The following is a 12,690-nucleotide window of genomic DNA, read 5'->3' on the forward strand; positions in this document are numbered from 1 at the left end:
CTAATCATTAAACCTGCGTCAGTAATTTACACAATCGCCTTAAACCTCAACCAATCGGTGAAATTAAATCAAACTTAATCGGTGAAATCAAAAAATAATCAGTGGAATCAAATCACAAATTAATAAAATGATCAAAGGTGTCGCTCCGTAAGCCTAAACGCAAGGTTTCAAGCGGTATCATATCAGCAGGGGCGATATTGCCCAGGTTAACATTGGCACCTAATAATTTGATAAACCACACCTGCTGTGCTTTTTGGGGAGCTTCCCAGATGATGGTTTCCTGTGGTATTTGTGTTAGTATTTCATCAACTAAGCCCTGCCTTACTTCTCCCGAGTCGCGGTAGATGCCTACGTTGCCACTTTCACGGGCTTCCGCTATTACCTTCCACGATCCGGCTTCAATTTCGGCATTCATCAGTTTGATCCATTTATAGGGAGCAAATATTTTTTGCACGTCTTTGGAGCCAACTTCGGATATTACGGTAACCTGCTCGCTTAATTTACGGATGTACTCGCATTTGATGTCATGTTCAATGGTAATGGAGCCATCCGAAACTTCGCAATGTTCCATTTTGTATTGATCAAGTATCCGGCGGTAATCATCAAACTGGTTACGCACGATGAAGGCCTCAAAAAGGGTGCCTCCAAAGTAAACAGGCAGGTTTGCTTCCCGGTAGATCTGTAGTTTTTCTTCCAGTTTAGGCGTGACGAATGAAGTGGCCCAGCCCAGTTTAATAATATCAGAATGCGGACCGGCAACTTCAATAAAATCTTCTGCCTGGCGGCAGCTCAAACCCTTGTCCATCACCATGGTTAAGCCGTTGTTGCGCGGCTTGTAAACACGTTCAGGAAGGTCATTAAGATGGTAGTTCATGATAGATTATTCAAATATGTTATAGCCTATAACTAAAAGTTTTGAAGCCCAAAGTTCATAAAAAATCCGGAACTTTAAAAGCTCCGGATTTAAATTTTATTTACGCTGTTTATTGCGTGTAACGATTGATGATATCAATAATAACCTTATTTTCCTGTAGTTGCGGCAGGTAATCAAACAAGATGTAATGCTTATCTGGATCGGCTGTTAGAGCCTGCTCCAGGTAGTTAAGCGCCTCGTTAAGCTGGCCCTGGGCAAACAGGTAGGCAACCATCCTGTAATACAGTTCGGCCGAATCGGGATTGTTTTTGATGGCTTCGGCTATAACCTCGATGGCGTTATCCAGTTTTTTTTGTTCGTACAGTATAGAGGAATAATCCAGCCAGGCATCGGTATCCAGCGGATTAAGCTCAACTACTTTTTCGTAGGCCGATTCAGCTTCTTTTAAGTGGCCAAGTTTATACTCGGCATCGGCAATGGCAAACCAATAGTCGGCATTGGCAATGTCCAGGTCGAGCGCTTTTTTATAAAAATGAAGAGCTTCAAAATAACGCTCCTCAAAATCAAGTGTCACCCCTACGCCAAACCAGGCATCTGCCAGCTTAGGGTCCATTTTAACCGACTTTTTATAGAAGGCACGTGCTTCGTCCATCTGCTCCAGCTTTTCGTAGCACTCGCCTATGGCGCAATAAGTATCGGCATTGGGCTGCTCGTACTCAAACGTTTGGCGGTATACCTCTATAGCTTCTGCATATTTTTCAAGGTTAACCAGCGCATTACCTTTATTAAAGTAGGCTGATGCAAAACTATCCTTAATTAAAATGGCATAATCATAGGCGTCAATGGCTTTTTCAAACAAACTCAGTTTGGTAAAGGCATTGCCCAGGTTATACCAGGCGGCATAGCTGTATGGTTCGTTATCAATATATTGCTGATAAAACTGAACGCTTTCTTGCTGGTTATCCATCACATCATAACAAAAAGCCAGTTCGTACAAGGCGTCCTGGTTTTCCATATTCTGTTTAAGGCAAAGTTTCAGGTAGGTGATAGCGTTATCATAATCGCCCATGTTTTGGTTAACGTAGGCAATGTGTAACAAAATCTCATCGGTTTCTTCAGCCATGCCCAGGGCTTTTTCGTAATTTTCCAGGGCCTCGGGGTAACGGTCGATACTCTCGTAAAGATTACCCCTGATGATGTAGATATCCGCATCAGACGCTTCGAGGGTTTGTGCCCTGTCGAGCGCGTTAAAAGCGTCAGCAATCCGGTTGGTTACAACAAATAACTGTGCTTGCTTGATCAGGAAAACCGCTGCAAAAGGGTGCTGGTTGCGGGCATATTCTACCACCTGTATAGCCTTAACCGGGTCGTTCTTTTCAATGTAGTAGTCGATGATGTTCTCAAACGCTTGTGCATCAAAAAAGTACTGGTCGTGGTTACGAATCATTTCCTCGTATCGTTCTACCGAAAACCGGGGGTCTTCTGTAAAATCAAATTCAAATTCTTCTTCCATTCAGTTTGGTTTGCAGAACTTCTGCTTAGCGCTTTATAACAATTAGGGTAACAAATTCTTTAGTTAAATTAGTTATAAAACTCCCGTCCAAATAATTTAGTTTTCCACATATCCCCATTTTTAACCCCAACCTGCATTAACTGCCTGATAGTAAATTCAAAACATTTTAACCCGATAAGTATTTAACCAGGGGGTATTTAACCTAATTGACCCGGGATAATTATTTAACTTTGACAAAGTTATTAAAAGCTATGGATAACAAAACTCAAACCATATTAAGTAATTTAGGTATTAACGAAGTTAATGAGGCCTTTAGTACAGGTAAAACCTGGGATAGCGCGGCGGAAGCAGCTATTCATGCTATTGTCTCGCCGGTTAACGGCCAAAAAATTGCCAGTGTAAAATTTTCAACACCGGCATGTTATAACAAAGTTATTGTAAAAGCGGCCGATGCTTTTAAACAATGGCGTACCGTACCGGCTCCTAAACGTGGTGATGTGGTAAGGCAGATTGGCGACTCATTGCGTAAGCACAAAGACGACCTGGGTTGGCTGGTATCTTACGAGATGGGCAAGAGCCTGCAGGAGGGCCGTGGCGAGGTGCAGGAGATGATTGATATTTGTGATTTTGCCGTTGGCCTGAGCAGGCAGTTGTATGGCTTAACCATGCACTCGGAAAGGCCGCAGCACCGCATGTACGAGCAGTATCATCCGCTGGGTATTGTAGGTATTATTTCGGCATTTAATTTTCCGGTGGCGGTGTGGAGCTGGAATGCCATGCTGGCCTGGGTTTGCGGCGATGTATGCGTTTGGAAGCCTTCCGAAAAAACGCCTTTAACAGCCATAGCCTGCCAGCACATTGTACAATCTGTTTTCGAGGCCAATGAAATACCCGAAGGCGTATCATGCCTGGTAATGGGCGACAGGGCCATAGGCGAATTGATGGCCAATGATACACGCGTACCACTGGTATCGGCCACCGGATCAACCCGGATGGGTAAAGCGGTGAGCGCCGCTGTTGGAGCCCGTTTAGGTAAAAGCCTGCTTGAGCTGGGAGGTAACAATGCCATCATCATTAGCGAGCATGCCGATTTGAGTATAGCCTTAACCGGTGCCGTTTTTGGCGCAGTGGGTACGGCTGGCCAACGCTGCACTACCACGCGCAGGTTAATCATTCATCAAAGCATTTACGATACTTTTAAGCAAAAGCTGGCGCACGCCTACTCTCAGCTGCGCATAGGCAATCCGTTGGACGAGCGTAACCATGTTGGCCCGCTGATTGACCAGGACGCTGTTGAGGCATACTTGCAATCTATCGATGCCTGTAAAGCACAGGGCGGTAAATTTATTGTTGAAGGCGGCTTGCTGAGCGGCGAAGGATACGAATCCGGCTGCTATGTGAAGCCTTGCGTTGCCGAGGTAGAAAACCATTTTGAGATTGTGCAACACGAAACTTTTGCACCCATCCTCTACCTCATCAAATACAATACCCTCGACGAAGCTATCCATCTGCAAAACTCCGTTCCGCAAGGGCTTTCATCTGCTATTATTACCAATCACCTGCGCGAGGCCGAGGCCTTTTTATCTGCGTCAGGATCAGACTGTGGTATAGCCAATGTAAATATAGGTACATCCGGAGCGGAAATAGGCGGAGCCTTTGGCGGCGAAAAAGAAACAGGTGGCGGGCGCGAGTCGGGCTCTGATGCCTGGAAAGTTTATATGCGCAGGCAAACCAATACCATTAACTATTCAACCAATTTGCCTTTAGCGCAAGGCATTCAGTTTAATCTTTAAAATTCACTCTTAATTTCCTATATACGTAAAATTTATGATCGGCAGAGCTAAAACTAAGCGCAAAAATTTCAACTCTGTACGATTTATAATATCTTGTGAAAAATTCCATTTTTGATGATCAATCTATCTAATAAATTCTATGGCTTCGCGATATGCGGGGCTTTCTTTTTAAATATTACGGCTTCGGCGCAAAACACTACCGCCGTCGTAGAAGTTCCACTACCTAAAAATTGGCATCAAATGGACCTGAAAGCCGATGGCTATTACGGTATCAGCCTCAACCAGGCTTATCAGTTTTTGAAAGGCAAAAAAAGTAAAACAGTAGTTGTAGCTACTATTGATAGTGGCGCCGATACTTTGCAGAAGGATTTGAAAAGTATTTTATGGACCAATCCCAAAGAAATTCCGGGTAATGGTATCGATGATGACCACGACGGCTATGTAGACGACGTGCATGGCTGGAACTTTTTAGGCGGCGCTAACGGAAAATGCGACTTTAATGAAACAACTGAAGAGGTGCGCGAGTTTTTTAAGCTGAAAGCTAAATATACCAACGTTACAGATGCTACAACAACCGATAAAAAGGAATATGCCTACTGGCTAAAAGTAAAAGCCATCCGCGACTCAACGGTGAGCAAATCTGACGCAGAGATCAAGCAGCTTTCGCCGATAATGAATGTATTTATGGTAACCAGCGGCGTACTTAAAAGTGCCCTCAAGTTAACTCCGGATGCCTCGTTCACCGTAAGCGACCTGGATAAGCTGGATACCAAGAATGATACCCTGATACAAAGTAAAACCATTTGGACAGGTGTTTTACAACAAGAGGGAGGTACTGCCAATAGCACCAAGGTTATTAAAGATTTGAGCGAGTACTTAAAAAAATTGAATAACGATATCAATCCTGATCTGGATTCGCGTAAAAATATTGTTGGGGATAACCCTGATGATAATACCAACACCAAATACGGCAATAACCTGGTTAAATTTGAGGATGCATCGCACGGAACCGGGGTTGCAGGTTTAATAGGCGCCGTACGCCATAATGGTTATGGTATTGATGGCGTAGCCGATAATGTACGTATTATGCCTATCAAAGCTGTGCCCGATGGTGATGAATACGATAAGGATATTGCAAATGCCATCCATTTTGCTGTTGATCATGGCGCAAAGGTGATTAACATGAGCTTCGGCAAAAAATTATCTCCGCATAAAAACTGGGTTGACGAAGCTTTTAAATACGCCGCCGCCAAAAATGTTCTGTTGGTAATGGCATCGGGTAACGATAACCAGGATGTTGATGCGGTTCCTTCTTTTCCTAACGATACGTTTCAGGATGGCTCGGGTACCGATGCTGCTAATCTGATTAACGTAGGTGCCTCGGCGGCCAAGCTCGACGAAAAGCTGGCTGCGTCGTTCAGTAATTACGGTAAAAAAAATGTAGATGTTTTTGCGCCCGGAGCCAAAGTAACCTCGATTGATAAGGATGCCGAATTTAATACTGCCGACGGTACCAGCTTTGCATCGCCAATAACTGCCGGCATAGCAGCGCTGTTATTGGAATATTACCCTAAACTGAGTGCACGGCAGGTTAAGCAAATTATTATGCAATCAGCCAGGCCGCTAACCGGTGTGATGGTATTAAAGCCCGGCAGCACCACCGAAAAGGTCGACTTTACTACGCTGTGCAAATCCGGCGGTATTGTTAACGCTTACCAGGCTGTGCTGATAGCCTCAAAAACCAAAGGCGAACTGAAATAAATAATTGTGTTTAAAATAAACAAAAACGGCAGTGATTAATCACTGCCGTTTTTGTTATAATTAACTGTTAATTAATAGTTTATATCCTTTCCCATGTACATTGATGATCTCCACTTTGGGGTCGTCCTTCAGGTATTTTCTAATCTTGCTTAAAAATACATCCATACTGCGCCCGTTAAAGTAATTATCATCGTGCCATATACTTAATAAAGCTTCCTCGCGGGTTAGCACTTCGTTTTGTTTAAGGCATAGCAGGCGTAACAGTTCGGCTTCCTTGGTAGATAGTTTCTGCAGGTGTTCGCCGTCTTTCACTATTTGCGATGTATAATCAAACTCATACTTTCCTATTTTAAAATGCGAAAGCGTTTCGCCGCTGTCTTTGCCGTTTTCGTTCACCCGCTTTAACAGGGCATTGATGCGCAAAAGCAGTTCCTCTATCCTAAAGGGTTTGGTAATGTAATCATCGCCACCCAGGTTAAAGGCCTGCGTTTTGTCTTCTATCATGGCCTTAGCGGTAGCAAAAATAATGGGTACCTTAGGGTTCATCTTCCTGATTTCTTTACCCAGCGTAAAGCCATCTTTTTTGGGCATCATTACATCCAGTATCAGTAAATCAAAGGTGCTTTTGGTAAAGGCCTTGAGCCCTTCTTCGCCATCTTTACACAACACCACATCAAACTTACCTTTTAACTGCAAATAGTCCTGCAACAGCATTCCTAAATTCGGATCGTCTTCAACAAGTAATATCTTCATCATATGGATTTTCCAGGTGAAATTTTATCAAACCTCAATTCAAATTCAGAGCCTTTATCTCTTTCCGATTTCACACTGATAGTTCCGCCAAGGCGCTTAACAATAGTATTTACGTAACTTAAACCTAAGCCAAACCCCTTTACATCGTGCAGGTTACCGGTGGGAATACGGTAAAACTGTTCAAATATTTTTGATTGCTGATCTGAGCTCATGCCTATCCCCTTATCGGCCACTTTAATTATGGCCTGTCCGCCTTTGCTGTGCGTGGTGATTGTAATTTCGGGGATATCCTTACTATATTTAATGGCGTTATCAACCAGGTTATAAATCACGTTCGAAAAATGCAGCTCATCAGCCCTGATCATCATCGGCCCGCCGGTATAGCTTAAATTAGTATCAATTTTAACATGATGTTTCTGTAGTTTCAACAGCATGCTATCCAGTACCGTTGTAATCATTTCGTTTACATCAACGGGTTTAATATCTAATTTAAAATCGTCTTTTTCAATCCGGGCAATATTCAGTACCCGTTCAATGTGGCTGCCCAGGCGTACATTTTCCTCGTATATAATATTGGCCAGTTTGGCAACGCGATTTTTATCTTCGGCAATTTCGGCATCCTTTAAAGCCTCGCTGGCTATCATAATGGTTGATACCGGAGTTTTAAACTCATGAGTCATGTTATTGATAAAGTCGGTTTTCATTTCCGATATCTTTTTTTGCTTCAGGATGGAGTAAATAGTATATCCAAAACAAAATATCAATATAAAAAGTAAACCGGCAGTTGTTGCCATTGTGGCCGCCATATGGCTCAATATTAACGAATTTTTTTGTGGGAAAGCAACTTTAAGCATTCCCGGATCGTTGATGACCTGGCTGTTAAATACAGGCACCTGGTAGGTACTATTAACTAAAAAAATAGGCTTTTTGCCCAGCGTATCCCTTGCGTTTGAAAATATGAGCGAATCACTATGCTGTGTGGAAACATCATAACTAAAAGGAAGGTTGATGCCCTGGCTACGCAGCTCGTTGCGCAATAATGAATCTAATTGGTACGGATTAATGCGTTGCTTGAGTGGTTCGTTAGCCCTTTGATATTCACGTGCAAGTTTTTCAATAACATTGGGTTTTTCCCTGATCGAACGCATAGGCGTATCAGCAGTTTCATCTTGCAATAATTTTTTTACCAGTTTAAGTTGTTGCTGTTTTTTTTTATAATCCTGCTCCTGTACCCATAATGGATTTAACCGGGGCACAGATATAATCTGTTTGCCAAATTGCGGGTCGATGTAAACAAAATGTGCGGTATCTAAGTATTTTCGGGGTTTGGCTTTGGGTTTACTGTATGGCTTAGGATCAATAATATTACTGGTAATTTGAGGGATTACGTTTTGGCTTACATTGCCAAACTCATCGGTGTACTCTTCAACCTTGAGCTGAAAGTTGAACTGTCCCCTGATCTCGTCAACTTCGCGTTCGCGTTTGCGCTCAGCTAATAAATGTCTCAAGCTGTCCCTTAAATTGGCAATGCGCTGCGCCCGCGTTAGATTTGCGCCAGCGCCATTTAACCGGGCGATTATTTTTCTTTTATGATAGTGAGTGGTAGTTTCGGTTAATCGTAGTACTAATTTATTCTGCTTAGCATGATCCTGGGTTTTTCGGGATAGATTTTGATTGTTAATCTTATCGATCAGGAAATTGGTAGCATCCTCTTTACTTAATTTATCAACCACATTATTTAGCGCCAGGTTAACAGAGCTATCAAACAAACTGGATTGCAGGCCGTATGACTGGCGAAGAAAATAAAATTGCATAGCCATTACACCCAACAGCGCCAAGGCCATTAGCACAGCAATCAAACTAATATTCCTTTTCTTCATCCAGCTACAAAAATATCCAAGAATAAATCAATATACTTTGGTTTAACATTTTTTAACATTCCTTTAACGTGTTAAAATACAGTGAATTGCTTATTCCGGGTAAATTATGCTAAGCTTTGTTAAATCTGATCGGCTATGAAAACGAAATGATTAGGTTAAACCCTTTAATTTATGTTTCTATTAACAGCATTGTTTGTTTATATTGCCTGTACCTTTAGTGCGAAGAATGTTAAAAGTTCAAAGTTATCATAACTCATGGCCTTACTATGATAAACCACAAAAAACATTTAGAAGCTGCTGTTTGCCGGATTTTTGTGATGATGAACGACTTTATTGGCGCGGGCTAAAAATAACCAAGCCAAGCGACCTAAACTCCATAACGAAGGCCAAACGCGCGACAAACAGTAGAAAGATAGTAATTGAAACCCCGCAAAATAGCATCGCCTTCTTTGCAGGCTAAACAAGCCAGTAAATGGCTTTGGAAAAGGATAGTCCAAGAGTAATAGTATCGGCATTACCAGCTGCCGCGTTTTGCAATTAATCGACGGATACCGTAAGGCCTTCCTGCTGTAAAATTTTACGGTAGATCTCCATCTCTGTGAATGAGCCTTCCAGTACGGCGCATTTGCCCTCGTTATGCACTTTCCAGGCAATTTTTTCGCCCTGCGATTCGGTATAGTCCAGGTACTTCATCATGCAATAAATCACATGATCGAAACTGTTAACATCATCGTTCCATAATATTAACCGGTGCAGCTCTTTTAGTCCGGCTAAAATTTCTTCGAGTGTGAGTGTTTGTTCTTCTACCTGGGTCGACATAATTACAGGCAAATTTACCAAAAACAAATTTATACCTTGTAAAAAAAGGTATTTTATTATCTTGATTTACTTTTTGATGGCGAAATCGATAATACAGTTTATAGCAGCACCCCAACCCGGTGGCAGCGCTAAAGTGCGTTTAGTCATCACCCTTCATTTTTTCATTTAGATCAAACCATACCTTTACATTTATGCTAAACTATTTAACCCACGGCAGCAGTGCCGCAACCTTTAATTGATATCTCATTTTTTCCCAAAGGTGTCTGTACGCTTCCGCCTCATCTGCAAAGGTTTTGTAGTCAACCCTGTTCCCCCTTTCATCCAAATAAAAGAACTCCCATACCGGATCATTTTTGTATAGGATACAGGCGCCAGGTTTCAAACCATCGTTAATGGAATACCAGGCCTCCGGAATGCCATTTTCTTTTAATAATTGATTAAGTTCCTGTAAGTCCATATAAACCAAACTTAATTTCCGCGCTTTGGTAGAAATGTCCTAACCGCTCAGTGCGGAAAAAACATGTCAGCTTCCTTTGGCAGAGCGGGTCATCTTTTCAATATTGTCCCACATATCGTCGGTCACCATCTCAAGGGCGCTAAACTGGCCTGCACCCTGTAACCATTCGCCGCCATCAATAGTAATCACTTCGCCGTTGATATATCCCGAAAAATCCGACACCAGGAATGCCGCCAGGTTGGCCAGTTCCTGGTGCTCGCCTACCCGTTTTAGCGGCACACGGTTTTTAAAATCAAATTTTTGCGCCATTTCGCCAGGCAGTAAACGTTCCCATGCGCCTTTGGTAGGGAAGGGGCCGGGGGCTATGGCATTGGTACGGATACCATGTCTGCCCCATTCTACCGCTAACGAGCGCGTCATGGCCAATACGCCACCCTTGGCGCAAGCTGATGGCACCACGTAAGCCGAGCCGGTAAAGGCATACGTAGTTATGATATTTAAAATGGTACCGGCTATTTTTTGATCTATCCAATATTTACCCAGGGCCAGCGAACAATTGGCCGAACCTTTTAGAACAATATCGATCACGGTTGAAAAAGCATTGGCGGAAAGCCGCTCCGTAGGCGATATAAAATTACCCGCCGCGTTGTTCAGCAGCACGTTAACCTGGCCAAATGCTTCAATAGATTGCTTCAGCATCGCTTCCACCTCGTCGTAATTGCGTACATCGCAGGCCACTGCCAGCACTTTGCCACCGGTTTCGGCTTCCATTTCGGTAGCTGTTTTTTGCAGTACATCCAATTTACGGCTGGTAATAACTACGTTGGCGCCCAGCTTTAAAAAGTAAGTGCTCATGGCCCTGCCTAAGCCTGTACCACCACCAGTAACAATAATTGTTTTTCCTTTTAGTGCATCATCCTTTAACATATTAGCCCCCTCTAAATCTCCCCCGGTAGGGGGAGACTTTTAATTTTTAGTTATAGATCGTATATCGTTATCTTTCTCAACTCAATTTTCTTAAAGTCCTCTCTACCGGGGAGGATTTAGGAGGGGCTTGTGCCCGCGCTCTTAGCCTTTAAATTCTGAATAATCATTTGCAGGGCCTTTCTTGTTTCGGGTGCCCACCATTGTTTCAGCATTTGGTTCAAAGCCTCGGTTTGGTCGCCCGTGGCTGCGGCTATTAAATCCTTACGTAAATTCAGTTTGCTTTGGCTCCAGGTAGCCAGGTTCAGTTGCATGTATTTCCTGATCTGTTTTTCGGCATTGCTGATCACACTTTCCGGGTTCGATATCTCGTCGATTAAACCGGCTTGTAAGGCCTCTTCAACTGATAATAACTTGCCTTCCATAAGTAATTGGTAAGCCTTACGCTCGCCTAACCAAAAGGAGTACAGTTTAAAAATACTATCCGGAACAACGATACCTACCGGGATTTCATTCAGCCCAATAATAAATTTACCCTGCGCCATCACCCGGTAATCACAACTAATCGCAATTACGCAGCCACCAGCCGGGCTATGTCCGCTAATGGCCGCCACCATCGGTTTTTTAAACGAAACCAATTTGGCCTGTAGGGCCAAAAAGTCGTTCCAGAAAATACGGCTCTGCTCTTCATTATAATCATACAGCTCAATCAAATCCAGCCCGGCCGAAAAAAAGTTCTCCTTCCCGGTGATAATCAAGCCGCCAATATTGTCATCATTGTCAATACTATGAACCAGCGTATGCAGTTCTTTAACCATCTCGGCATTCATCGGGTTTGATTTTCCCCGGTTAAGCGCAATAACGGCCATCCTATCTTTAATAGTTACCTGTAATGTGTTCATTAAGCAAAGGTTTATTGAGCCAATGTCGGGTTAATTTTTCGTAATTGCAATGCATGCATAGTAATTATTGTGTTGGGAAGTTGAACGGTTGGAAACTTGAAATGTTAAAAATGGCAGGAGCCGAAGAATTGGAGATTGCGATTGCCGGATAGGCATTTATTGGTAGTTGTTTATTGATTCACCAAGTTACCGGGAGCTTTAACAATAATAAACTACGGGCTGTTAGGTTTGGGCGTTCCCGCCAGAAGAAGGCGGGCGGGCTTTTCACTACAAGTCCTCATTCGCTATCGCTCATTCCGGGCTTTCCGTTGCAATCCCTAACGCGGCACCCAGGCTTTATGTACTGTAAGTGCTGCCCTAAACCGCCTGATAAAAGGCCTTTAACATGGCCTTCGGATCAACCGAATGGTTAACGGCACCGGATACCGCTATACCCGTTATCGGGGTTTTCATTAAATGTTCAACATCCGCTAACAGTATGCCGCCTACAGCTATAACCGGGATAGTAATCGGATATTTTTCCAGCTCACGATAACCTTTATAGCCCAGCAGCGGGAAATTGTTAGGTTTGGTATCGGTATGTGCAAACGGGCCGTAACCACAATAATCAACAACACCGCTTTGTTGTAAGGCCAATATCCGTTCGATGTTGGTAGCCGAAGCACCTAATGTTTTTTCGTCGGTAATAACTTCCCTGATGACTACCAGATCGGCATCAAAATCTTCGATGTGTACGCCTTGGGCATCTACCCTGTTTAGCAAATGATAATGATCCGTTAAGATCAGCGTAGCTCCCCATTCGTCGCAAATGCTGGCTACCTCATTAATTTCGGGTATCATCTCGTCGTCCGGTTTGGTTAAGCACCGGTATTGTATCCAGTTAACACCAGCCTGGCAGGCCATCAGGGTTTGCTCGGCATGGCTGCGGTTAGGCAGGTCCTGGGTAAGGTAGTGGAAACGGGAGATGTATTTTTTCATTTGTTTTGACTACCAAAGATATACATTAAACAATGA

At 43.2% G+C, this 12,690-nt stretch carries 11 protein-coding genes; 2 read left to right on the forward strand and 9 right to left on the reverse strand.

What is annotated here, in order from left to right; genetic code table 11:
* Positions 1 to 112: 112 nt before the first annotated feature.
* On the reverse strand, positions 113 to 874 hold the full coding sequence (locus MUCPA_RS19655) for a phosphosulfolactate synthase (protein ID WP_008508821.1): 762 nt from the start codon (positions 872 to 874) through the stop codon (positions 113 to 115).
* 109 nt (positions 875 to 983) lie between these two features.
* Entirely contained in the window at positions 984 to 2,387 is a 1,404-nt protein-coding gene (locus tag MUCPA_RS19660) for a tetratricopeptide repeat protein (protein ID WP_008508822.1), read from the reverse strand.
* Positions 2,388 to 2,638: 251 nt separating this feature from the next.
* On the opposite strand from MUCPA_RS19660, the gene amaB reads away from it, so the two are divergent.
* Together amaB and MUCPA_RS19670 are read left to right on the forward strand one after the other, a co-directional pair.
* A complete protein-coding gene (amaB, locus tag MUCPA_RS19665; protein ID WP_008508823.1) occupies positions 2,639 to 4,180 on the forward strand; it encodes an L-piperidine-6-carboxylate dehydrogenase in 1,542 nt (513 codons plus the stop codon).
* A 114-nt stretch (positions 4,181 to 4,294) separates the two neighbouring features.
* Positions 4,295 to 5,941: a S8 family serine peptidase gene (locus MUCPA_RS19670; RefSeq protein ID WP_008508824.1), complete on the forward strand. Its 1,647-nt coding sequence runs from the start codon at positions 4,295 to 4,297 to the stop codon at positions 5,939 to 5,941.
* A gap of 60 nt (positions 5,942 to 6,001) precedes the next feature.
* On the opposite strand, the gene MUCPA_RS19675 is transcribed toward MUCPA_RS19670, so the two are convergent.
* From MUCPA_RS19675 to MUCPA_RS19710, 7 genes are all read right to left on the reverse strand, one after another.
* Entirely contained in the window at positions 6,002 to 6,697 is a 696-nt protein-coding gene (locus MUCPA_RS19675; protein WP_040626164.1) for a response regulator transcription factor, read from the reverse strand.
* Positions 6,694 to 8,574: a sensor histidine kinase gene (locus MUCPA_RS19680; RefSeq protein ID WP_008508829.1), complete on the reverse strand. Its 1,881-nt coding sequence runs from the start codon at positions 8,572 to 8,574 to the stop codon at positions 6,694 to 6,696. Before MUCPA_RS19680 ends, MUCPA_RS19675 begins: the two co-directional genes overlap by 4 nt.
* A 537-nt stretch (positions 8,575 to 9,111) precedes the next feature.
* Entirely contained in the window at positions 9,112 to 9,393 is a 282-nt protein-coding gene (locus MUCPA_RS19690; RefSeq protein WP_040626168.1) for an ATP-dependent Clp protease adaptor ClpS, read from the reverse strand.
* 199 nt (positions 9,394 to 9,592) lie between these two features.
* Positions 9,593 to 9,850 (reverse strand): hypothetical protein, encoded by a 258-nt coding sequence (locus MUCPA_RS19695; protein WP_008508833.1) that lies wholly within the window; start codon positions 9,848 to 9,850, stop codon positions 9,593 to 9,595.
* Between the two features lie 66 nt (positions 9,851 to 9,916).
* The gene (locus MUCPA_RS19700; protein ID WP_008508836.1) at positions 9,917 to 10,777 is read right to left on the reverse strand and encodes an SDR family oxidoreductase; all 861 of its coding nucleotides are present in this window, start codon (positions 10,775 to 10,777) and stop codon (positions 9,917 to 9,919) included.
* A 116-nt stretch (positions 10,778 to 10,893) separates the two neighbouring features.
* A complete protein-coding gene (locus tag MUCPA_RS19705) occupies positions 10,894 to 11,676 on the reverse strand; it encodes an enoyl-CoA hydratase/isomerase family protein (protein ID WP_008508838.1) in 783 nt (260 codons plus the stop codon).
* Positions 11,677 to 12,033: 357 nt separating this feature from the next.
* The gene (locus MUCPA_RS19710) at positions 12,034 to 12,654 is read right to left on the reverse strand and encodes a thiamine phosphate synthase (RefSeq protein ID WP_008508841.1); all 621 of its coding nucleotides are present in this window, start codon (positions 12,652 to 12,654) and stop codon (positions 12,034 to 12,036) included.
* Positions 12,655 to 12,690: the final 36 nt, after the last annotated feature.

The organism is Mucilaginibacter paludis DSM 18603, from assembly GCF_000166195.2.
In the GTDB taxonomy this organism is placed as follows: Bacteria; Bacteroidota; Bacteroidia; order Sphingobacteriales; family Sphingobacteriaceae; genus Mucilaginibacter; species Mucilaginibacter paludis.